This window comes from Dyadobacter sp. SRI_021, from assembly GCF_057586235.1.
Genome location: NZ_JBYCZM010000001.1, coordinates 200,757 through 222,012, shown reverse-complemented (window position 1 = coordinate 222,012; position 21,256 = coordinate 200,757). Strand labels below are relative to the sequence as shown.

At 50.7% G+C, this 21,256-nt stretch carries 21 protein-coding genes; 10 read left to right on the top strand and 11 right to left on the bottom strand.

Features of this window, described 5'->3' with window-relative positions; all coding sequences use genetic code 11:
* The first annotated feature begins 16 nt into the window (after positions 1-16).
* Positions 17-625: a YceI family protein gene (locus AC2YIT_RS00835; RefSeq protein ID WP_430843395.1), complete on the top strand. Its 609-nt coding sequence runs from the start codon at positions 17-19 to the stop codon at positions 623-625.
* Positions 626-719: 94 nt separating this feature from the next.
* On the opposite strand, the gene AC2YIT_RS00830 is transcribed toward AC2YIT_RS00835, so the two are convergent.
* The gene (locus AC2YIT_RS00830) at positions 720-1,169 is read right to left on the bottom strand and encodes a type I restriction enzyme HsdR N-terminal domain-containing protein (RefSeq protein ID WP_487277948.1); all 450 of its coding nucleotides are present in this window, start codon (positions 1,167-1,169) and stop codon (positions 720-722) included.
* Positions 1,170-1,220: 51 nt separating this feature from the next.
* Here AC2YIT_RS00830 and AC2YIT_RS00825 point away from each other — a divergent pair, with 51 nt between their 5' ends.
* The 6 genes from AC2YIT_RS00825 (at position 1,221) to AC2YIT_RS00800 (ending at position 4,950) form a co-directional block, all read left to right on the top strand.
* Complete coding sequence (locus AC2YIT_RS00825; protein ID WP_430843399.1) at positions 1,221-1,994, top strand: AMP nucleosidase; 774 nt, start codon at positions 1,221-1,223, stop codon at positions 1,992-1,994.
* Between the two features lie 84 nt (positions 1,995-2,078).
* The gene (locus AC2YIT_RS00820) at positions 2,079-2,450 is read left to right on the top strand and encodes a globin domain-containing protein (protein WP_430843401.1); all 372 of its coding nucleotides are present in this window, start codon (positions 2,079-2,081) and stop codon (positions 2,448-2,450) included.
* Between the two features lie 95 nt (positions 2,451-2,545).
* A complete protein-coding gene (locus tag AC2YIT_RS00815) occupies positions 2,546-2,842 on the top strand; it encodes a type II toxin-antitoxin system HigB family toxin (RefSeq protein ID WP_487277947.1) in 297 nt (98 codons plus the stop codon).
* 2 nt (positions 2,843-2,844) lie between these two features.
* Entirely contained in the window at positions 2,845-3,207 is a 363-nt protein-coding gene (locus AC2YIT_RS00810; protein WP_430843403.1) for a helix-turn-helix domain-containing protein, read from the top strand.
* 45 nt (positions 3,208-3,252) lie between these two features.
* Positions 3,253-4,668, top strand: coding sequence for a CCA tRNA nucleotidyltransferase (locus tag AC2YIT_RS00805; protein WP_487277946.1), 1,416 nt, complete (start codon positions 3,253-3,255; stop codon positions 4,666-4,668).
* Positions 4,669-4,752: 84 nt separating this feature from the next.
* Positions 4,753-4,950 carry a hypothetical protein gene (locus AC2YIT_RS00800; protein WP_015811882.1) on the top strand — a complete coding sequence of 66 codons (198 nt, stop codon included), beginning with the start codon at positions 4,753-4,755 and terminating at the stop codon, positions 4,948-4,950.
* A 66-nt stretch (positions 4,951-5,016) separates the two neighbouring features.
* On the opposite strand, the gene AC2YIT_RS00795 is transcribed toward AC2YIT_RS00800, so the two are convergent.
* Positions 5,017-6,297 carry a DUF2851 family protein gene (locus AC2YIT_RS00795; RefSeq protein WP_487277945.1) on the bottom strand — a complete coding sequence of 427 codons (1,281 nt, stop codon included), beginning with the start codon at positions 6,295-6,297 and terminating at the stop codon, positions 5,017-5,019.
* Between the two features lie 123 nt (positions 6,298-6,420).
* Here AC2YIT_RS00795 and mtgA point away from each other — a divergent pair, with 123 nt between their 5' ends.
* The gene (gene mtgA, locus AC2YIT_RS00790; protein WP_430843406.1) at positions 6,421-7,107 is read left to right on the top strand and encodes a monofunctional biosynthetic peptidoglycan transglycosylase; all 687 of its coding nucleotides are present in this window, start codon (positions 6,421-6,423) and stop codon (positions 7,105-7,107) included.
* Between the two features lie 22 nt (positions 7,108-7,129).
* On the opposite strand, the gene AC2YIT_RS00785 is transcribed toward mtgA, so the two are convergent.
* A complete protein-coding gene (locus AC2YIT_RS00785; protein WP_487277944.1) occupies positions 7,130-8,512 on the bottom strand; it encodes a hypothetical protein in 1,383 nt (460 codons plus the stop codon).
* A gap of 185 nt (positions 8,513-8,697) precedes the next feature.
* Positions 8,698-9,375 (bottom strand): hypothetical protein, encoded by a 678-nt coding sequence (locus AC2YIT_RS00780; RefSeq protein ID WP_430843408.1) that lies wholly within the window; start codon positions 9,373-9,375, stop codon positions 8,698-8,700.
* 74 nt (positions 9,376-9,449) lie between these two features.
* Here AC2YIT_RS00780 and AC2YIT_RS00775 point away from each other — a divergent pair, with 74 nt between their 5' ends.
* Both AC2YIT_RS00775 and AC2YIT_RS00770 read left to right on the top strand, forming a co-directional pair.
* Complete coding sequence (locus AC2YIT_RS00775; protein ID WP_430843409.1) at positions 9,450-9,899, top strand: DUF6934 family protein; 450 nt, start codon at positions 9,450-9,452, stop codon at positions 9,897-9,899.
* Between the two features lies 1 nt (position 9,900).
* The gene (locus AC2YIT_RS00770; RefSeq protein WP_430843410.1) at positions 9,901-10,056 is read left to right on the top strand and encodes a hypothetical protein; all 156 of its coding nucleotides are present in this window, start codon (positions 9,901-9,903) and stop codon (positions 10,054-10,056) included.
* 72 nt (positions 10,057-10,128) lie between these two features.
* On the opposite strand, the gene AC2YIT_RS00765 is transcribed toward AC2YIT_RS00770, so the two are convergent.
* The 7 genes from AC2YIT_RS00765 to AC2YIT_RS00735 all read right to left on the bottom strand — a co-directional run bounded on the left by AC2YIT_RS00765 (position 10,129) and on the right by AC2YIT_RS00735 (position 21,254).
* The gene (locus AC2YIT_RS00765) at positions 10,129-10,971 is read right to left on the bottom strand and encodes an endonuclease/exonuclease/phosphatase family protein (RefSeq protein WP_430843411.1); all 843 of its coding nucleotides are present in this window, start codon (positions 10,969-10,971) and stop codon (positions 10,129-10,131) included.
* A 118-nt stretch (positions 10,972-11,089) separates the two neighbouring features.
* Positions 11,090-12,688: a RagB/SusD family nutrient uptake outer membrane protein gene (locus AC2YIT_RS00760; RefSeq protein ID WP_487277943.1), complete on the bottom strand. Its 1,599-nt coding sequence runs from the start codon at positions 12,686-12,688 to the stop codon at positions 11,090-11,092.
* A 33-nt stretch (positions 12,689-12,721) separates the two neighbouring features.
* Entirely contained in the window at positions 12,722-16,162 is a 3,441-nt protein-coding gene (locus AC2YIT_RS00755; protein ID WP_487277942.1) for a SusC/RagA family TonB-linked outer membrane protein, read from the bottom strand.
* A 192-nt stretch (positions 16,163-16,354) separates the two neighbouring features.
* The gene (locus AC2YIT_RS00750; RefSeq protein WP_487277941.1) at positions 16,355-17,437 is read right to left on the bottom strand and encodes a FecR family protein; all 1,083 of its coding nucleotides are present in this window, start codon (positions 17,435-17,437) and stop codon (positions 16,355-16,357) included.
* An 89-nt stretch (positions 17,438-17,526) separates the two neighbouring features.
* Positions 17,527-18,120: an RNA polymerase sigma factor gene (locus tag AC2YIT_RS00745; RefSeq protein WP_430843415.1), complete on the bottom strand. Its 594-nt coding sequence runs from the start codon at positions 18,118-18,120 to the stop codon at positions 17,527-17,529.
* 161 nt (positions 18,121-18,281) lie between these two features.
* A complete protein-coding gene (locus AC2YIT_RS00740; RefSeq protein ID WP_487277940.1) occupies positions 18,282-19,490 on the bottom strand; it encodes a purple acid phosphatase family protein in 1,209 nt (402 codons plus the stop codon).
* 33 nt (positions 19,491-19,523) lie between these two features.
* Positions 19,524-21,254 (bottom strand): RagB/SusD family nutrient uptake outer membrane protein, encoded by a 1,731-nt coding sequence (locus tag AC2YIT_RS00735; RefSeq protein WP_487277939.1) that lies wholly within the window; start codon positions 21,252-21,254, stop codon positions 19,524-19,526.
* Between the last annotated feature and the right edge of the window lie 2 nt (positions 21,255-21,256).

Below are 21,256 nucleotides of genomic sequence, written 5' to 3'. Positions count from 1 at the left end.
CTTAATCAAAACTACAATGAAATCAGTTAAATTTTTTGTCGCATCTCTTGCAGTAGCATTGTTTGTATCTTCTTCTGTTTCAGCAGATAATGGTAAAAAAGCTACAAGCCTGAAAGTAAATCCTGCTAAAAGCGAACTGACCTGGTTGGGTAAAAAAGTTACCGGCGAACACACAGGAAAAGTCACTTTGAAAGAAGGAACAATCGTGTTGGACGGCGCTAAACTGACTGGCGGTAAATTTGTTGCCGACCTGAATAGCATCACTTGTACAGATCTTACTGATAAAGAATACAACGGCAAACTGATCGGGCACTTGAAATCAGACGATTTCTTCGGCGTTGAAAAATATCCCACTGCCACTTTCGTAGTAACCAAAGCTACTCCAAAGGCAACCGGCGTTTACGATGTAACTGGTGACCTGACTATCAAAGGCATTACCAAACCTGTTACTTTCCCTGTAACCGTGAAAACTACTGCTACTGGTGCGGAAGCTACTGGTAAATTGGTTGTTGACCGTTCGAAATACGACATCAAATACAACTCGAAGTCATTCTTCGATAACCTGGGCGACAAAATGATCCACGACGATTTCTCTATCGACGTGAAATTGGTTGCTGCAAAATAATTACCCGCGGGCGGTTGCCTGGTATCAGCCGTCTGCAATTGTATGACCTGAATGTTAAAAGGACCTGTCCGGTTTGGGCAGGTTTTTTTTGTTGTTACGGATTGAAATCGCGGTATTTGGGGAAATCGTCCATGAAGTGGATTTGCCCGTTCACGGCCTGGAAGCAATAGTGCGCCATGCCGTTGGTAACTGCCAGATATTGAGGTTGTAATGTGAAATTATAACGGCTGATCTGCGCGAAAGTAGCGTCGTTTACGCTTACGAACGGTGCTTTGCATTCGACGAGGAGGAACGGCAGCGCATTGTTGGAAAGCACCATGATATCGGTGCGTTTGGAAAGGGTATTGTATTGTAAACCAGTCTCTACCGCGAACAGCGACTTGGGATAACCATAATGCGTGATGAGCAAATGGATGAAGTGCTGGCGCACCCATTCCTCGGGGGTGAGCATGACGAATTTCCTGCGGATAATGTCGAAAATATGCGGTTTCCCGTTAACCTGCTTAACTTTGTAAGCAAATCCGGGAAGATTCAATGATTCCATGAACGAAGATAATGAACCCCGGGTTGCCTCGCCAACAAACCTGCTGAATTCATGACCACCAAAGAACAGATCGTCGAAAACTGGCTGCCGCGCTATACGGGTACGCCTGTGGAAGAGTTTGGAAGTTACATTCTCCTGACCAACTTCGGAAACTATGTAACCATGTTTGCCGAGAAGTTCGGGGTGGAAGTAAAGGGTGCCGGCCGTGCCATGCAAACCGCGACCGCCAAGGACATTACCATTATCAATTTCGGGATGGGAAGCCCCATGGCGGCAACTGTAATGGACCTGCTTTCAGCCATTAATCCCAAGGCTGTTTTGTTTTTAGGCAAATGCGGCGGATTAAAAAAGACGCAGGTAGGAGACCTGATCCTGCCGATCGCCGCTATCCGCGGCGAAGGTACCAGCGACGACTATATGCCACCCGAAATTCCAGCATTACCGTCATTCCGGCTGCAAAGCACCGTTTCGGCTGCCATCAAAAAACACAAACTTGACTACTGGACCGGCACCGTTTACACCACCAACCGCCGCATTTGGGAGCACGACGCCAGTTTTAAAGAATACTTGCAGGCCGTCCGCGCCATGGCGATTGACATGGAAACCGCAACCATATTCATCGTAGGCTTCGCAAACTCCATTCCGCACGGTGCATTGCTGCTTGTGTCGGATAACCCGCTCGTACCCGAAGGAGTAAAAACGGAGGAAAGCGACAAGAAAGTGACGGCAAGCTACGTAAAACATCATCTGGAAATTGGTATCGACGCATTGACGGAACTCGCGCGCTCAGGCGAGTCCGTGAAGCATTTGCGTTTCGAGAACTGATAACTGTCATAATAGCGGCGGGAACCTGTCGAGGCTCGTTGGAGGTTTAACCTTCGGCGGCCAGCAGTTTTCCGCTGATTATTTATGGAACATCAGACCTTATACGAGCGTATTGGCGGTGATGCCGCGCTCCGGCAACTTACCGATAAATTTTACGACCTCGTATTCAGCCACGAGCTCATTTCCCGGCTTTTCAAGACCGATAAAGACCTCATCAAAGAAAAGCAGCGTCTTTTCCTCACCCAATTCCTAGGTGGCCCGCAACTCTATTCCGAAGTATACGGCCACCCGATGATGCGCGCACGCCATATGCCCCACACCATCACCGAAGACGATGCCGTCGCCTGGCTGCAATGCATGGCCTCCGCCGTGGAGTCGCTTCCACTGAGCAAGGAATTGAAGGATGAGCTGTTCGACCGGTTTCCAAGGACGGCGTTTTTTATGGTGAATACTTAGTAAAAGTCTATTCTACAACACGTTACCTTTTGATATTCTGACGTCTAAATGGTGTTCCATATTTGGGAACATTGTACTTTTGCATGTCCATTCAGATGAAAAGAATATTTTCGAGAGGAACGCTTCGTGATTTTTGGGAGAACCACCCGGAAATGGAGCAGCCGTTAAAAGTTTGGTACGACGATGTGTTAGCAGCAGACTGGAAATCCCCGTCGGATGTGAAGCGGCAATATGCAACAGCCAGTATATTGAAGAACGGGAGGATCGTTTTCAATATTCGAGGTAATTCGTTCAGGCTGGTAGCCCACTTTGACTTTGAAAGGCAAATGGTTTACATCCGCTTCATGGGCTCTCATAAAGAATATGACAAAATTGACGCAAATTCAATTTGACTATGAAATTAATCAAGACGGAAGATGAGTATAGGGTTGCATTGAAGCGACTAGGAGAAGTCTTCGGCGCGCCCGTGGGTACACCAGAAGGCGATGAGTGCGATGTGCTTACACTATTGGTAGGCGCCTATGAAGACAAACACTATCCAATTGAACCTCCGGACCCGATCGATGCGATCAAGATAAGAATGGAGCAAATGCAGCTCAAGCAGGTGGATTTGGTTGATGCAATTGGTAGTAAAAGCCGAGTTTCGGAAGTATTGGGTAGAAAGAGAAAACTCAGTCTTGAAATGATCAGAAACCTCTCCAAGCGGCTCCACCTATCAGTAAATACGCTTATTCGCGATTATCAACTGGTACAGTAATCGCGGTGCGCTTCATGTCGACCAAGAATTCCCTACCTTTGCGGCATGAATTTCAAAGAGCAATTGACACCATACCCCGTTCTGGAAAAAGTTGCCGGCGCCGCGAAGGAGCTGGGTGTGGAAGCATATATAATCGGCGGGTTCGTCAGGGACCTGATACTCAAAAGGAACAGCAAGGACATCGACATTGTTTCCATCGGCAGCGGCATCGAGCTCGCCGAGATGGTCGCCAGTAGGCTGGGGCCGGATGTTTTTGTGAGTGTTTTTAAAAATTTTGGTACTGCTCAGATCCGCCAGGGCGACCTCGAAATAGAATTTGTAGGCGCTCGAAAAGAATCCTACCGTTTCGAGTCCCGCAAGCCTGCGGTAGAGGACGGTACCCTGGCCGACGACCAGAACCGCCGCGATTTCACTATCAACGCAATGGGTATCAGCCTCAATGCGGGCACATTCGGCGAGTTGATCGACCCATTCGACGGGATGAGCGATCTCCGTAAAAAGATCATCCGTACCCCGCTCGATCCCGAAATCACTTTCTCCGACGATCCGCTGCGCATGATGCGCGCGATCCGGTTCGCTAGCCAGCTCAACTTCGATATCGAGCCCGATACTTTCGATGCGATCGTGAAAATGAAGGAGCGCATCAGCATTGTGTCGATGGAGCGCATTTCCGACGAGCTGAATAAAATCATACTTTCTAAAACCCCTTCCTACGGTTTCAAACTCCTTTACCACGCCGGGCTGCTGGCCATTATTTTCCCTGAATTGGTGGAGTTACAGGGCGTGGAGCACATTGAAGGCAAAGGGCATAAGGATAACTTTTACCACACATTACAGGTGCTCGACAACGTCTGCCAGGTGTCCGACGACCTCTGGCTACGCTGGGCGGCTATCCTGCACGATATTGCCAAGCCGGCTACCAAGAAGTTCGACAAGCGCCACGGCTGGTCGTTCCACAACCACGAGGAAGTAGGCGCGCGGATGGTACCGGTGATTTTCCGTCGCATGAAACTGCCGCTGAACGAGAAAATGCGGTTTGTGAAAAAGCTGGTAAGACTGCATTTGCGTCCGATAGTGCTTTCCAAAGACGAAATCACCGATTCGGCGATGCGGCGTTTACTGGTGGAAGCCGGTGAGGACATCGAGGCGTTGATGAACCTGTGCCGTGCGGATATTACCTCCAAAAACCCGGAAAAGGTGCGGCGTTTCATTAGCAACTTCGACTTAGTGGAACAGAAACTCAAAGACCTCGAAGAACGCGACAAACTCCGCAATTTCCAGCCGGTGATTACCGGTGAAATGATTATGGAGGCGTTCGGATTGAAGCCGGCGCGGGAAGTGGGCATTATCAAAGAAGCCGTGCGTGAGGCTATCCTGGAAGGTATCGTTCCCAATGAGTACGAGCCCGCTTTCGCATTTATGATTGCGGAGGGTGAAAAAATGGGCCTCACCCGTGTGTGAGGCCCATTTTTTATATTAACCACGCCAATGCCAGCGCATATTTGATATTTTTGCGAACTTTTAATCTCCTCATAGACACATTTCATGGAAAACGCTCAGTTCAAACGTTTTTTCGGCTCTTTGCTCACTATTCTGGGTATTGCGGTATTGTTATTTGCGTGCGTCGCATTTTTGTCAGACAAGCCCGTACTGGGGCTCACAGTATCCAAATGGGAGTCGATTGTGCCGTTTTTGGTAGGAACGGTATTTCTACTAACGGGCGTAAACCTGGTGAAAGGCTAGGCGCCCCCGGCTGAGCGCCCCTGGCTGAGCGCCCCTGGCTGAGCGCCCCTGGCTGAGCGCCCCTGGCTAGGCGTCCCTTACGAGTGCTGCGCCCACCATGCATTCCAGGCATTGTTTTGGCGTGCAGTAGTTGTTAAACCATTCGATCAATGCCTGCGAGTCCGCCGCGGTTTTCACGCGCATACCCAGCGATGCCCACTGGCGCGTGATCCGGTTATCTTCCGCAGGTATCTCCGAAAGCCAGTAAATGGCCTTGTCGAGCAGTTCCGGTTGCTGCCGGTGCTTCGAATAGGCGACCAGCAATGGTGCCGCGGCATTGACAATCAGTAAATGGGCGGCATCGACCCCCAGCACGGGTACCTGGGCCCGCGCTTTCTTCCCGAATAAGTAATGTTCACGCCAGTAGGCGGATTGCTCGATCCGGAACAGCTCCCTTATTTCATCAAAATGCTCCGAAACAATAAACCGGTTCAGCATACCGCCGGTATTGCACAGCAACTGCGCGAACTGCGCCAGCCTGATCGTCGGGAACCCTGCGGGACGTAACCGCGCATATTTCCACTCATGCGGGTGCATTGTCTCGTCCTGTAATTGGTATTTGGCGCTGAGAAAGCGAAACTCCTGTTGGAGCTGGCGTACATATATTTCCTCCGAATTCTCTGAAATAAGCCCCGCGCAACCAAATAGTAACGCTTCAATCTGAACGAGTCGGTCGGTATGTTTGCGGATGATTTTCCAGGGAACAATGCCGGTCAGTCGCTGAAACGGGGCGTCATTGAGTTTAAACCCGAAATAGCGACCAAGCCACTGATACGCCGTTTGCTCCCAATCCTGATGGTTCGCTTCCAGCAAATGCTGAATTTCCAATGCTTTACGTTCCAGCCTTTCGAGGAGCACCCTGTCGAGCATGGCATATTTGCGGATCTGTTCCACATCTCCAAACTGGCGATTGCAAGGTACTGTATCGTTTTCATCAAGCAGGCAGCGGTATCTCTCTATAACGGAGGCTTTCACGAGGCCATTCAGCGACAATGTCGGGACGATTGTACCGTCGCGCCGCGTTGCCGGATGATCATTCTCCCACACCACATGGAGGATCACACAATCATAGGCACCGTTTTGCTGATGCTCGTGGAGGCACCAGTCCGAGGCTTTTACGTGGATTTCGATACTTCCTACCCAAAGCACTCCATTGATGATAACGCGGGCCTCGGAAAAATCCGGTCCGGCGTCGGTGTTCCTCTGGCCGGGACGGATAACGGAAAGCGGCGAGTGCTCGTCGGTCGCCAGCCCTTTCTTATCGAAATACTGGAAGCGCCAGATAAAACTCAATAAATCCTCATTCATATACAGCGTGTTTAAAAATTTGACGATTAAGGCGCCTATTTCTTTGCCTAAACCTGATTAGTTTCTGTTCTTTGTACGCTGTTTTTGTTACTTGGTTTCTGTTTGTAGAAGTAAAAAAGTTTTATGCTCCGCCGTCTGCAATTTATTGCGCTCAAAATCTTCCTTGCTTTTCTCGTGCTTTCAGTGGTTTGGGTGGTTATTCTGAGGTTTTTGCCCGTTTGGGTAACGCCCTACATGATCTCCCGGAAGATCGACGCGTTCAGGGCCGACGAGGATACCGAGATTTACCATGACTGGGAGCCGTACGAAAACATTTCCAAAGAGGTAGCCCTGGCAGTAGTAGCTTCTGAAGACCAGAATTTTCCTAATCACTGGGGTTTTGATTTCGATCAGATTTACAATGCAATGACCGAGGACCGCAAGCGAGCGCGCGGCGCCAGTACGATTTCCCAACAGGTCGCCAAGAACGTGTTCCTCTGGCATGGCCGGAGTTTCGTCCGCAAGGGGCTTGAAGCCTATTTTACAGTTCTGATCGAAGTGCTGTGGAGCAAGGAGCGTATCCTGGAAGTATATTTGAATGTGGCTGAAATGGGGAAAATGACTTTTGGTGTAGAAGCGGCTTCGCTGCGTTACTATAATAAGTCGGCTAAACGCCTAACCCGCTACGAAGCTGCGCGCATTGCAGCGGTGTTGCCCAATCCGATCCGGTTTTCGATCCAGAATCCGTCTGCGTATGTGAACAAGCGTACCAACCAGATCGTCCGCCAGATGCGCTACCTGGGCGGGCAGAAGTATCTGGCGGATCTTTAAACGAATTTCTATAACTGCGTGGTTAAGGCCGCTCCGGCTCTCTTGATGAACGGGGCGAACTTTGCTGACGACTCGATGGGGCAGTCGATGGTCGTGGTGCCTCCTGCCGGCTCGGTGCTGGCCGTGTAGAAGGGGTCGGCCGTGTAGGCCGTTCAATGTTTGGCCGGGTGACCTCCGGACGAGGCGTTGGTGTAGGCCGGGTCACTTCTGGTCTGGGCGACGGCGTCGGGCGCGTTACCTCGGGACGAGGCGTTGGGGTTGGTCTGGACACATCCGGGTTGCTTGGCCGTGTCGGCCGCTCGATGTCCGGCCTTGATACGCCTGGATTAGGTCGTGATATGCCGGGACGCGTAACTTCGGGACGGTCAGTACCTGGTCTGCCTGTTCCCGGACGACCGCTGTTGCCGCTTCCTGGTCTTTCAACAGATGGGCGCGCGGTGCCGTCGTTCCCCGGCCGGGTCGTACCCGGGCGGCCGGTTGATGGGCGGGTGATCACCGGACGGCCCGTTTTATCAAAGCTTGGAAGCCTTTCGCGAGTCGTTGGAGCTTTGGGATATCTTTTTACAAACAATGCAGATCCCTCCCGTGCCGCTGAAGGACGTGAATAGGTGGCGCGGTAATCGCCCCGCGTGTAGCGTGTATGCACGATCACCGAGCGTGAACGGAAATTGCCGCCATAGTAATGCGTGTGCCAGGCCGGGTTGCGGTAGCTGGGCCAGCGGCGAAAGTGCCCGTTGTAATAGTAATGCCAGTGGTAATGGTATCCATAATAATAATGCCAGTATCGCGGCCTCCACGGATGCCAGTAGGAAGGATAGTAATGCCACCGCCACGGCGATCGCCATACCACATATCTTGGCACAAAAATAAATTGAATAACTGGCCAGCTGGACACATAAACCACATTCTGCTGAACCGCAGCAGGCTCAACTTCCCTGTTTCCGTTATAACCCGGATTAGGCGTCTCAGTGACCGTTCCCGACTGTGAATTGGGTTCGACAATGTAATCTTTGCCGTAAAGATCCTCGTCCCCTACGAGCTGGATCCATACTTCGCCATCGTCCTTTTTTTCGACATAAAATGCAGCTACATCCTGATCCTCGCTTTCGCTGACTGCTACTTTCAGGCTGATCGTATGAAGATTACCCTCCACATTGTCCTCTACGCGGATGTAGTCGATCTCGTTATCGCCGTCGAGGTCGAGGTTGTTGATTTCTGAATCTTCCTCATTGAGTTTCCGCTCGAAACCTTCGAGCGTTTCCGATTCCTGGAATAGCTTTAAAACCGCATAGAGATTGAGGTTATCGCCGGGAAGATCAAGCTTTTCTTCTTCGGCCTGGCCGAATGCCTGGTTGCTTGTCCAGAACATCCATGCGCTCAGGACGATCAGAAGCAGATTTTTCATAATGATGTTGTTTAAAAGCAATGTAGCGATTCCTACTTATTTAACTCAAATCCCATATAGCATAACCCTACTAACGTGCCGGGTATCGGATATGTTCTTCAATGGATCGCCTTTTGTCGGGGTCAGGTCGGCCTGTTTTCACTGCCCGATGCTCCCTGACCAGTCTCGATGAACTTCCAAGGCGGTTATTTTCGGGCGCCGGATGAAGTGCTTTTGGCAAGTCCCTTATTCTTTTCGCTCAAAAAACGGTAGTTTCTGTGATGCGCCAGAGTACGGTCCAGCTTTTCAAACAATCCCTTGTCTTTCAATGCAAACCAATTGACTTTCAGTAAATATAAGCTGACATAGGATTTCGGGTTCTCTGCAATAAAACCGGCCGTTGCCTCCCATAACTTCTCGCGCTCCTTTGCCTGCTCGTTTACCCAGTACCGTACGCTATCGGGCTGATTATGCTTTTTCGCACGTGCTTCGGCCACAATGTATGCATTCAGGCGATGGTCGGAAGGGGATTGCACGAGCGATTGATATTCCCGCCATTCCTCATTGCTCTTCGAATGAGTTACCGTCGACTTGGCGAGGTTGGAAGTATCCAGCCGTATTTGTGTGCCCGGATCGAAGAAGAATGTCAACGCGCCCTTCTTCTGCGAAACCTGAAACTGATATAAATCCGGCAACAAATCCGAATCCATATTCAGGTGTGTCGTATCAAATCCCAGCTTGATCGAATGCACCACCGCCGCAAATCCTTTCTCCCGTGTGAGTAAAAGCGCCTTTCTGTCATTCCAGGCCTTAGGAGCAATAATTTTGATTTTGACGCTCTGCGTCGACACGAATGCCAGACACGCTACTGTACAGATTATCAAAAGGTTTGTACGGCTTACCACAGGTTAGATGCTTCGGAATGATGCCTACAATTTAGTATTTATCTTTGCATTACATGCACTATGATCAATATGAAATAACACCCGGCGATACAGCCTTGGTTTACGAGTTTGTGAGCCAGGGGCCCAAAGGTGATGTGAAGAAAGTTGTGATGTACAGTCCAACCAGCATACCAAATTTTTTTAACTTGGGATTTGGGGATAAGAATGAATTGACCGGACAGCTTGACGACAAAGTAGTCACCAATAATGGAGACAGTGTCAAAGTAATGGCAACGGTGGCATCGACATTGCTGTCTTTCACGGAAGAATTTCCCGGTGCAATGATATTTGCAGCCGGTAGCACAAAATCCCGGACCAGGTTGTACAGAATGGGGATTTCGAACAATCTTGAAACTATAAGGCTTGATTTTCAGGTTTATGGTTTTGTAAACGCTGGTTGGGAAGAGTTTGTACCCAACACCCAGTATGAAGCATTTCTTGTTATCAGAAAAAAGCGATTGTGAAATGGAGAAAGAACTTGAACGCCTGCGAAAACCTATCTTGAAAAAGGCTGATAAGAGCCTTGACGAACTCCTGAATAAGGGTTATTTCAAAGAAAAGATAGAATTGGCTGAGCATATCGTAAAAACCTACGGCCTCCCGAAATTCGACAAAAAATAACGGCAGTCAACCATCGGCGATCGAACATTCTTCCGATCGCCAATAGCCGACTGCCGTAAGCCGAAGTCTATATTACTTAATCTCCACCTTCACCAAGACCGGCTGGTGATCCGATGGATAGCGTTGCTCCTTGGAATCGGTCAGCACGCCGTATTTCAGAACATTTACATTCTTACTCACAAAAATATAATCGATCCGGGTCTTCATTTCGGCGTCGAATTTGAAGCTGTTGAAGGTGCCTTCCGGGCCATATGGGGCTTGTTTGGTCACGTCGTGAGTGTCGTTGAGCAGGCCGGCGATCGTTTTGATCTGCTCGGTGTCCGGTGATGAGTTGAAATCGCCGGTGAGGATGGCAGTGCTATTGCCTGCTATTTCCTTGATTTTTTTCACCATTAAATGCCCTGATTGTCGACGCGCTTCAACGCCCTGGTGATCGAAATGCACATTGAAGAAGTAGAATTTCTTTTTGGTATTCATATCCTCGAACTGCGCCCATGAGCAAATGCGGTTGCAGCATTTGGCATCCCAGCCAAGACCCGGTTTGTCGGGGGTTTCACTGAGCCAGAAGTCGCCCGATTTGAGCAGTTTGAAACGGTCTTTTTTATAGAAAATGGCGGAGTGCTCTCCACCTTCTTTGCCATCGTCGCGACCTTTGCCGTAATAGGCAAATTCAGTCAGCTCGGCTACGTCTTTCAGCTGGCCTACCAATGCTTCCTGTACGCCGAAGATGTCGAATTCATGGAAACGGATGAGGCCTTTTACATTCTCCTTGCGGTTGGGCCAGGCATTTACGCCGTCGTTGGGGGTGTTGTAGCGAAGGTTGTAGGACGCTACATTCATAGTTGCGGTTTTCTGCGCATACGACGCGCTTGCGAGCGAGACGAATGCCAGTAGGTAAAGGGCAATTTTTTTCATTGGGTATAGAGATGATTAATTAACTATAAAACAAAAGACCCCGAAGGGTCTCCTGTTGTGAAGCCAAAAATATGCGATTAATGTTAACTCATGATGAAAATTCGCATTTGCGTCGCCATTACCATCCCGGTGTTTGCTTGTAGGCACCGTTGCTGCGCGAAATCTCATCCGGGTTCATCGGCCAGGCCATGTGCTTGCCCGGATCAAAGTTGCGGGCTGGCCAGATTACCTGGATTTTGTAAGGCGAAGCCGGATCGGTTTTGTTGTCGTGGATGCGGCCGTGGAGCGGCATATTGATCTTGTCGTAATCGCCCCAGCGTTTCAAGTCGGCCAGGCGGTCAGTCCACTCGCAGGCGAGCTCCACACGGCGCTCGTGTTTGAGGTCCGCCAATGTTGGCGTTGCAATCGGAGCGAGTCCCACGCGGGCGCGGATCTCGTTTAATGGCGCTGCTGCTTCAGCATTTTTACCTTGTTTGATCAATGCCTCGGCTTTGAAGAGCAGGATCTCCGCATAACGCATCAGCGGCAGGTTCAGGCGCGTCGAAGGACCATCGCCATTCTGGTTGATCATCGTGTTGCTTCCTGCATTTTCATTGCTTCCGTAGCTGTAAGGCTCCATATATTTTCGGATCTGGAAGCCCGAGAGGCTATTGGTCGAGAAGTAGGAGCGCTCTTTGCCGAAGTAGGTGAATTTATCCCCGAATTTCAGGATGGTCACCTCGCGGCGTGGATCTTTCGCTTCGTATTCTTCATACAATTCTTCGGTAGGCTGGAAATAGCCCCAGCCATTGAAAATGCCCCAGCCTTTGTTCTCCAATGCGACACCCGGGAAGATCGAGCCGCCCTGAATACCGGAGTTCACCGACCAGATGTATTCGCTCGTCCAGTTGTTATCGATCGTAAACACCGCCTGATAGTTGGCTGCCGGACTGCCCTTGCCCGTAATGAGCGCGCGTCCACCTTCATTCTTGATTTTATCAGCCAGATCGGGGATCAGTGCCCATTTGGAAGCATCATATTGCGCCCAGTAAGCGTAGGTTTTAACCATATAACCCCATGCGGCAGCCTTGTGTGCGCGACCCTGATCGCCCGCGCCGTAAGTTTGGAACAATGGGAGCAGGTCGGCGGCTTTTTGCAAATCACTGATGATCTGCGCGTAGTTGTCGGTTACGGAAGGGAGTTGCGGCGGAATGCGCTTGCCGAACTCCGCGTTCTCAGGCCCGTCGAAAGGTACGCCAAGGTCTTTGTGGCCCCATGAATAGGCGATCCAAAAGTGAGCGAATCCGCGGATGAAGTATGCTTCCCCCAGTGCACGGTTCTTCACGGCATCGGATACGCCAGTAGCCGTAGGAATACCCTGGATCACCTGATTGGCCTTGTTTAACATCCAGTACACATCGTTCCAGCAGTTGGAGATGGAGCCTTCGCGGCCGGTAATGTTGAAATTTTTGATGTTGTCACTTTCCGCACGCACGCGGCCGGTCACGATGTCGTCGGAGGCATTCTGCATCCAGAACAGGTTGCGGCCCCAGGTATTTTCGTAGCCCATCGGCGCGTACATCGCGGCAACAGCTTTGTTCAGATCTTCGTCGCTTTTCCAGAAGAATGCGGTGGTGGGGGAGCCGTTCGGTTTGGTATCTACCCAGCTTTCTGTACATGCGGATGCACTCACGGCCATGACAATGGCAAGACCCGCATTTTTAATGATATGTTTCATGAGTCAAAGTCTTTGTTTGGTCGAACTTAGGTGTTAGAATTTGAGCTTCACACCGGCTGAATACACGCGTGCTACCGGATACTGACCTCCATCGAGGCCTGGTGCGGTGTAGCGGCCATCGATGAGCTGACTACCGATCTCAGGGTCCATGCCCGAATATTTGGTAAATGTCAGCAGGTTATCGCCGCTCACGTACACGCGCAGGCTAGGCTTGCCTGGCTTGCTTTTGAATGTGTAGCCAATAATCAGGTTTTTCAAGCGCAGGTAATTGCCGTTTTCGAGGTACCAGTCCGAGTTGGTCGAGAAGTTTTTGTTCGGATCGTTCGCCCGGATCTTTGGAATATCAGAACCGGTATTGGTTTCCGACCATGCGTCCAGAATTTTGTCCCAACGGTTATAGCCCTGCTCAGCACCATTCAATGTCGATTGCTTGAATGCGTTGAAGAGTTTCACGCCCCCAACTCCCTGGAAGAAGATGCTGAAATCAAAGTTTTTCCAGTTCGCATTGGCAGTGATACCGTAAGTGATTTTCGGGAATGCATTGCCCATATACACGCGGTCCAAATCGTCGATTTTGCCGTCGCCATTTTCATCTACAAATTTCAGGTCACCCGCTTTTGCGTTCGGCTGGATACGATCGCCCTTCGGCCCCACGTAAGCCGCAGCGGCTTCGTCTGATTGGAAAATACCCGCATTTTTAATCAGCCAGTAAGAGAAATAAGGCTGGCCGACCGTCGAGCGGAAAGGTACCAGAATACTTCTCCACGCATCGCCATGCGTCCATACCGAGTTGGGATTCTCGTCGATGTAGTCGACGCGGTTTTTAAGGGTAGCAAAGTTACCGCCGATCTCATAATTGAACTCGCCGACCTGGTCGCGCCAGTTGGCAGCAAATTCAAAACCGGTGTTCCGGATCTTGCCCTGGTTGATGAAGGGCGCGCCGTAGCCGTTAGTATTTGTCCATTCGGTGTCCTGCTGTTTGATCAGGTCGTAGGTGAGCTTGTTGAAGTAGTCGGCAGTGATGGTCAGTTTTTCTTTCAACAGACTGATATCTAATCCAAAATCCGTCTGTTGCGAAGTTTCCCACGATAATTCAGGGTTAAATCTTGAACTCACATATAAACCATTGCTGATAGGGGCACCATTACCGACCTGGTAGGTTTGGTTCGGGGTAAGATTGGGATAACCATAGTATCTGCCGATAGAGCCGATGTTACCAATGCGGCCCCAACTGGCGCGGAGTTTGAGCAAATCCAGACCTTTTACATTAAAAAACGGTTCCGAGCTGAGTTTCCAGGCACCTGTAAAACCAGGATACCCTTTGGCACGGAAACCCTCGGCGAGGCGTCCGGCAATATCGTAGCGATAGCTGGCAGTCACGAAATAGCGATCAGCCCAGCTGTATGACAAACGGCCTACATAGGATGCATTACGGTCTTTCCATTCGTCATCCGAAGGTCGGTTCTGGTCAAAAATGGAGGCATTTACAAAGAATTGTGCCCAGTCCGCTTCATTTTCGAAACCTCTTGCGGCGATACTGAAATAGCGGTTACCATTCTCCTGTGCGGTCATCGAGGCCATCGCACCTACGTTGTGACGGCCGAATACACGCGAGTAGTTCGCTGTATTTTCCCAGATCCAGTGGTAACCGCGATTAGTGGAATAGGAAAGGGTATTCTGGTTATTAGGCTTTCCGGGTTCCGTTCTTTTAGGCTCGAAATTTTTCCAGAGCGAGCTGTTCTGGCGGTAGCTGAATCGGGTCAGAAAGCTCAGGCCGGGGATAATATCGGAATAGCCGAGCTCGGTAACCGACTGCATATCATTGCTTTTGTTGTACGGCCTGTTGCGAAGTAATGTACCTACGGGGCTGATCGCATCGCCATGGATACCCAGGTATTGCGAGTCACGCGGGCCTACGCCGCCGAATGTACCGTCTTCATAATAAGGCACAGCCGAGCGCGGCATGTAAATGGCCGACAGCACGGTTCCGCTGTAACCGCTGGTCGTTTCAGTTCCGCGGTTGTCGTTATTATTGTAAAAAAGCTCCTGGCGAAGTTTAATTTTATCCGTGAACTTGTACATCGCATTGAAACGCACGGACAAATTCTGCGCATACGTATTGATGAGCGTGCCCTCGTCGCGTTCGTAGCGGCCCTGCAAAAGGGTCGAGAACTTGTCAGTACCGGCATTGAAGCTAATGTTGTGGCGTTGAATGAGACCTGTACGGAAGATTTCGTCGATCCAGTCTGTGCGGGTCACTTGTGCGTACGGATTTTTGGTAGCGTCCCAACCGTCGAGCGGTGCGAGGCCTGCATTGGTATAAGCCAGGTTGGACACTTTGGCCTCGTCGGCCGCGGTGAGCGACTGTGGCAGCTTCCAGGCCTGTTTCATACCCATAAAACCACTGTATTCAATGCTCGGTTTGCCTTGCGCGGCCTGACGCGTGGTGATAAGGATAACCCCGGCGGAACCAGAGAATGCGCCATAAATCGCTGCCGACGCTGCGTCTTTCAAAACGGTAATGGATTCGATGTCAGCCGGGTTGTATGGAGCATTGGGTACGCCGTCGACCACGTATAGCACGCTCTCACCCCCGCGCGAGCCCGTCCCGCGAATGGTGATATTGGGCGTCTGGTTAGGGTGACCGCCGTTGCTGATCGCCGTTACACCGGCGACTTTGCCCTGGATCATGCTACCTACATTAAGTACCGGCCGGTTTTTGATCTGTTCCATATCGGGTACAGTCGCAACGGAAGCCGATAAGTCGGCCTTTTTAACAGTTCCATAACCGATTACCACCACTTCCTGCAACGACTTTGTGTCCGAAAGGAGCGTTATATCCAGCTCCGACTGGTTGCCTACATTCACTTCCTGAGCGAGGTAACCCACGAAGCTGAAAATGAGCTGGGTATCGCCGTTGGGGATTTCTATTTCAAATGTCCCGTTCGCTTCAGTGGAAGTACCGCGCTGAGTGCCCTTTACCACCACGCTTACGCCCGGCAGCGGCTCTTTGGTATCGGAGGCGATGACTTTCCCGCGAATTACACGGTCGATAACGTCATCTTCACCGAATGTATCGAGCAGGCTGGTGTCGTTTGCACCGGCAGCTTTGCTGGGTTTGCGGTTCAGGATAATGTATTCTTTGGAAACTGAATACCGGATGTTGAGCGGCGCAAGCAACTGGTCGAGTACGACCGAGAGCCGCTGGTTTTCGGCCGAAACGCTCACTTTCTGATTACGCACGAGCGAAGGCACATACGAGAAGCGCACGCCCGTAGATTTTTCGAGGTTGGTGAGCACCTGGCGCAGGTCCTGGCGTTCGGCTTTCAGGGTTACGTTGCGTTGCAGCAGTTCCTGCGCTAGCCCGTTACTGGCGAGCGACAGGCTGCTGAACAGCAGGGTCAGTATGAATGGTATGCATGCAATTTTCATCACAGTCACCAGGTACGTTAGTGGTCGACTACTTTTTTTCATAAATTCGAATGGTTTTGATGAATTCTGGACAAAGCCCTCCCGTGCTCCGATTTGGGCGGAACTGTCCTTCTGTTGAAATGAACCGGGAGAATCAGGCCGGTAATGCTGCAATCATTGCCGGCTTTTTTATTGAATCTGGGTCAAGATTTAGCCATAAGTAGAAGGGTTGTTTTGGTTGAAAGGAAAATTTGGTTATTCGCAGCCCTGCCCGGTGATAACGACCTGTCCGTCGGTTACCTGGTAGCTTGCTTCGATGGTAGAGCAGATTATTCCTAACTTGTCAAAGAATGGCTCGTCGCGCAGCGCCACGCGCAGATAGCAGTTTTCGAGCCTGGTGGAGTCGTATAAAATCGGTATCCCGTAAGTTTCCTGTAATAACTTGAATGCCTCTCCAACCGGTTGATTATCAAATGTGAAATCCGGTTTTACGACCGGGCGGGCGATGGCCACCGGGTTTTCAGTAATGCCGCGCGCGAGAACGGGCGTCTCCGTAGTGAATACCACCTGCTGGTTCGGCGTAAGCAGCATTTCGACGCCTTGCTTATCGCCATTAAGGTCCTTCGCTTGCATTACCGCTACTTTTCCCGTACGCACGATCACTTCCACACGCTCCGAAGAAGATTTGATGGTAAAACTCGTTCCTACTACCCGCGTGATGAGGTCATTGGCATACACAAAAAATGGGTTGGCTTTGTCCTTTTGCACTTCGAAAAACGCCTCTCCCGAGAGAAATACTTCTCTTTTATGATTCTGGACAAAAGCCGGAGCGTAGCTGACAGCCGCATTGGGCATCAGCCGTATTTCACTGCCATCCGGCAGACTGACCTGCATTGGCTTTTTACCTTTGTTGATGACCTCTTTCAGCGGGACGGGAGACACTGCAACGTAGCGCTTATACGTATACTGGCTCTTAGGGAATGCCTTTTCTCCCGAAACCAGCCAGCCTATTCCCACCAGAACCAGCACCGCGGCCGCGGCGTACCACCACCGTAACCGGACGATATTAGCCTTACGGGAGGCCATCGTACGTACGACCGAATCATTCAGGATCCGGTTTACCTCGTGGTCGAGCTCTTCATGCGTGAGGTCACTGGGTTGTTTTTCCCAGGTAAGGATCAGCTCGGCCGCCTGGTCCATCAGCAGCGCTTTCTCCGGGTACTCCGAGCGGAGTTTGGCCCAGAAAAAGTCGTTACGCGGCCGGCCGTTTTTTACCCATCCCCTGAAATCGTCGTCAGTAAGAAAGTCTTCCAGGTTGTAGTGGTAAAATGGATGCATCGGCTTGTCGGGAATGTGTTCTAAAAGTATAATCCGCCGCGACCGCCAGGATCATGGAAGAATCATGAAAAATTTTAAAAATTTTTAGATCAATGCCCGCGAACGAGGAATAGGAGAAGCAGACCGGCGAGCAGAAGCCATTTTTGACGGAACACTTTCAGGCTCTCATACAGGAGGTTAGCCGTAGCCGGGCGCGATATATTGAGGATTTCGGCAATGCGCTCGTTGGAAAGATCCTGGTAGAACTTCAAATGGATGATTTCCTGTTGCCGGGGCGTGAGCGACTGGATAATATGCTGGATGCGCGAATGCTTCTCCGCCGCAAACTCGGTAAGGATCAGTTCGCTTTCGATGGAGTTAGCTGTCTCGTGAAAATCTTCGGGAGTGTGTTCCAATGCCAGAAAAACTTCCGGCCGGGCTTCCAGGCGGTTACTGTTCCTGAAAATGCGGTTTCGGAGGCTCGTGAGCAGGTAGGGCTTGATCTGATCGGTCTTGCCGAGGGATTCCCTTCGTTCCCATAAGTAGAGAAAAAGATCGTGCACGAGGTCTTTCAGCACGTCACGATCGCTGACAAAACGCCTTCCGTAATCGAATAATGGCCGGTAGTAACTGCGCAGGAGTTGTTCAAAGGCAAGCGGGTCGCCTTCCCTGAACTTCTGCCAAAGTACCGAATCCTGTTCCACGAAAAATGGGTTACGTTAAAAGCAAATGTACCATTTTTCTTTGTTGGCAAAAATCCGGTGTGCGCGGCGACGATTATTTAATGTTAAGGTAATACTTTAAGTAACCGGGCGACTAAAAAAAATAGGGCAGCAAACCGGTTGATCTGCTGCCCTGAGATACATTACTTGTTTTTCTTCGGGATCAGGAACTTACCCACGAGTTCGCCGTCGTCGCGAATCATTTTCAGATCCAGTTGCTTACGCGTCGCATGGAGTTTGATGAGCGTCCGTTTGCCTTCCAGCGGCCCGCCGCCGATCACGATCGGCCAGTTATGGTCTGCGTCAGGCTCGTGGGTCATGTACCGGTGGGTGTGTCCGGAGATTTGCAGGTCGATTTTAGCTTTGTTCAAAACCGGTCCGAACAATGCCCGGCAATGCATGGTACCATGCCAGTCGCCCGAATGGTAGGGCGAAATGTGGATCAGCAGCACGCGGAAATCGGCCTTTTTGAATTCCGGCGATTCGATTTCCTTTTCCAGCCATTTTTTCTGCACCTCGCGGTAGCGATCGAATGCCGACAAACCACCGTACTCGACGCTGTCGTCTGTCTTGTCCTCGCCCGAATCCAGCACGATAAAATGCACCGGGCCGCGGGTGAACGAGAAATAGTACTTATTGTCGGGATAGGCATAGTACTCGGGAATATGTCGCGAGAAACTGCCCCGGCATTCGTGGTTGCCTTGGGTGAGCAGGAAGGGGAATTCGGTGGCGAAAATGTCGACCGACGGTTTGATCAAATGGTCGACCATCTGCTGCTCTTCCGTAACCCAGTCGAAGCAATCGCCGTTGAAAACTACGAAATCGTAATCTTTGGTATTACCCGTATAACCATGGCGGTACAACAGCTGCGGAATGATCTGCGGGCGGTCGTGGATGTCGTTAAATACCACCATTTTGAATTCGTCTTCGTTCGGTCCCCAGGTTTTGAAACCGTACATCGGGCTGGCGATCGTTTCCCCGAATTCCACTTTCGAGCCTTTGTAGCCCAGTACTTCGGTGGATACGATCTTGTATTTGTGCTCTGTTCCCGGCGTGAGGTTGGTTAATGTAATCTTATTAATGCGGTTGTTTGCCTCGATGAGCCCGTTGTTGTAGCCGAACTCGCGCTTGCTCGTATAAGTGCCTGCGCCGTACTCGACCCAGCTGAAACAGTTTTTGTGGGTGATCCACATAATGGTGACCTCGTTCGCGCCCATATTCTGTAAATAGGGGCCGGCCACGAAATGGTTTTTCTCTTCCACTGCGGGAGCAGCTTCTGCCGCCATCGGCAACAAACTCAGCGCCCCAATCCGGGACATTTTTTCAAGAAACGACCTTCTGTCTGAAAGCATAAAAGTTAAAGGTTAGGAATAGTCGATAATAGTTTACTCCCAGTTAGGGTTTTGCGTCAGGTTGGTGTTCAACAGGCGCTCCTGTTTGGGGATCGGGTAAAGGTAATCACGGTTTTCAATGAATTTCTTGGTGATGTGGCCATTCACGATGATATTACCGCCCTTCGCGCCGTTTTCGAGCGACACATCGCTGCCCAGTTTCAGGAGTTGCGCGCCTTTAATGTCCGGCTTGGTGCCTTCATAAATCACCACGTCGATGGTTCCGCTCTTGTCGAGATCGTACTGGCCGGGGCCGGGAAAGTACATGCCTTTGAATTGTTTGGTCAAAGCCTGGCCCTCTTTCCAGCGGATAAGATCGTCCCAGCGGAAGAAATTTTCCATCACGAGCTCAATGCGGCGTTCGCGGCGGATTTCGAGGATTACCCCCAAATTTTTGCCGCTGATCTGCGTGTACTGTTCGGCTTGGTAAGGATCCGGTTTGGCATTAGCCTGCTCCATATTGATGTTCGGCATGCCTACGCGGTCGCGGATAAGCTTGGTCGAAATGTCGAGATCGGCCTGAGTTAATGTGCCTTTTTCGGCTTTCGCTTCGGCGTAGTTCAGCAACACTTCGGCATAGCGGAAGATCGGCATGTCGGTAATGTCTTTCGAGAAAGTATCCCATTTCGGAGCCGATACGAATTTGATCAGCTGGTAGCCTGTCACGGTAGCCCCGAATTCCGGTACGAGCGGGGTATTTTCGCCGATACGGGTATAGCCTGGGGTGCGGATTGTCTGCGTGAGGCGCGGATCGCGGCTTTGAACTTCCTCAAAAAACTGCATGGTTTCATAACCCTTCTTATCGGTGAAACGGGAACCATCTGCCATGAGATAGCTATTCACCAGTTTCTTTTCCAGGCCGGGACGACCATAAGAAGCGGTCATCGTGTAATAGTTGAGGTTATGATAAACCTGCAATTCGTCGCTGAAATCGCGGGCGAGGATCACTTCGTCGGGGATCGCATTGTCGGAGGAGAACAGCTTCATATACGCAGTGGCCGGTGTGGCTTTGTAAATGGAATAGCCGCTGTTTTTCATCAGGTCTTCCGAAGCGGAAATACAGGCGTCGAGGAATTTATCGGCATCAGGCAGGTTAAATTCCGGGTGGTATTTGCGGAAAGTACCTTCATATAATCCGATACGCGATTTCAATGCCAATGCCGTGTATTTGGTAACGGTCGTTACCTGGCGGCTGGCATCGAGGTTGGCGATCGCGTAATCGATATCAGCCATCACCGAGTCCATCACGAGCGTGCGCGGATCGCGGGGTTTGGTAAGTAACTCCTGGTCTTCGAGTTCGATGGTAGTCGAGTACCAGGGCACATCGCCGAAGCGTTTGACCATCCCGAAATAAAAATAGGCACGGAAAAAGCGGGCCAGCCCATTGTATTTGGCAACGGCTTTCTTGTCGGGACATTTGCCGGAGTTTGCGAGAAAATAGTTGATGTTCCGCAAATTTCCCCAGCTCCATCCGCCACCGCTGGTAGGTACTACACGCGTTCCCTGCAACTCGTCGCGCAAGCTGGTTTTGACAATATTGTCTACGTCCTCATTGTACACATCCTCTGCCGTGGGCAGTGCGTTGTAAAAGGAGTTGGTATAAAGCAACAGATCGTTTTCGGTATTGAAGAAAGTCTCCGGCGAGATCGCGTCCTGCGGGAGCTGATCCAGATCACAAGCCACCAGGCCAAGTGAAATGGCGATAATGCTAAATATTTTTTTCATCG

Excerpts from the sequence above, each read along its gene's own strand:
- AC2YIT_RS00795 (WP_487277945.1), bottom strand. The coding sequence starts at position 6,297 with ATGAATGAGGATTTATTGAGTTTTATCTGGCGCTTCCAGTATTTCGAT.
- AC2YIT_RS00815 (WP_487277947.1), top strand. The coding sequence starts at position 2,546 with ATGAAAAGAATATTTTCGAGAGGAACGCTTCGTGATTTTTGGGAGAAC.
- AC2YIT_RS00800 (WP_015811882.1), top strand. The coding sequence starts at position 4,753 with ATGGAAAACGCTCAGTTCAAACGTTTTTTCGGCTCTTTGCTCACTATT.
- AC2YIT_RS00765 (WP_430843411.1), bottom strand. The coding sequence starts at position 10,971 with ATGAAAAAAATTGCCCTTTACCTACTGGCATTCGTCTCGCTCGCAAGC.
- AC2YIT_RS00740 (WP_487277940.1), bottom strand. The coding sequence starts at position 19,490 with ATGCTTTCAGACAGAAGGTCGTTTCTTGAAAAAATGTCCCGGATTGGG.
- AC2YIT_RS00820 (WP_430843401.1), top strand. The coding sequence starts at position 2,079 with ATGGAACATCAGACCTTATACGAGCGTATTGGCGGTGATGCCGCGCTC.
- AC2YIT_RS00830 (WP_487277948.1), bottom strand. The coding sequence starts at position 1,169 with ATGGAATCATTGAATCTTCCCGGATTTGCTTACAAAGTTAAGCAGGTT.
- AC2YIT_RS00735 (WP_487277939.1), bottom strand. The coding sequence starts at position 21,254 with ATGAAAAAAATATTTAGCATTATCGCCATTTCACTTGGCCTGGTGGCT.
- AC2YIT_RS00760 (WP_487277943.1), bottom strand. The coding sequence starts at position 12,688 with ATGAAACATATCATTAAAAATGCGGGTCTTGCCATTGTCATGGCCGTG.
- AC2YIT_RS00750 (WP_487277941.1), bottom strand. The coding sequence starts at position 17,437 with ATGCATCCATTTTACCACTACAACCTGGAAGACTTTCTTACTGACGAC.
- AC2YIT_RS00785 (WP_487277944.1), bottom strand. The coding sequence starts at position 8,512 with ATGAAAAATCTGCTTCTGATCGTCCTGAGCGCATGGATGTTCTGGACA.
- AC2YIT_RS00835 (WP_430843395.1), top strand. The coding sequence starts at position 17 with ATGAAATCAGTTAAATTTTTTGTCGCATCTCTTGCAGTAGCATTGTTT.
- AC2YIT_RS00805 (WP_487277946.1), top strand. The coding sequence starts at position 3,253 with ATGAATTTCAAAGAGCAATTGACACCATACCCCGTTCTGGAAAAAGTT.
- AC2YIT_RS00775 (WP_430843409.1), top strand. The coding sequence starts at position 9,450 with ATGCACTATGATCAATATGAAATAACACCCGGCGATACAGCCTTGGTT.
- AC2YIT_RS00770 (WP_430843410.1), top strand. The coding sequence starts at position 9,901 with ATGGAGAAAGAACTTGAACGCCTGCGAAAACCTATCTTGAAAAAGGCT.
- AC2YIT_RS00825 (WP_430843399.1), top strand. The coding sequence starts at position 1,221 with ATGACCACCAAAGAACAGATCGTCGAAAACTGGCTGCCGCGCTATACG.
- AC2YIT_RS00810 (WP_430843403.1), top strand. The coding sequence starts at position 2,845 with ATGAAATTAATCAAGACGGAAGATGAGTATAGGGTTGCATTGAAGCGA.
- mtgA (WP_430843406.1), top strand. The coding sequence starts at position 6,421 with ATGCTCCGCCGTCTGCAATTTATTGCGCTCAAAATCTTCCTTGCTTTT.
- AC2YIT_RS00755 (WP_487277942.1), bottom strand. The coding sequence starts at position 16,162 with ATGAAAAAAAGTAGTCGACCACTAACGTACCTGGTGACTGTGATGAAA.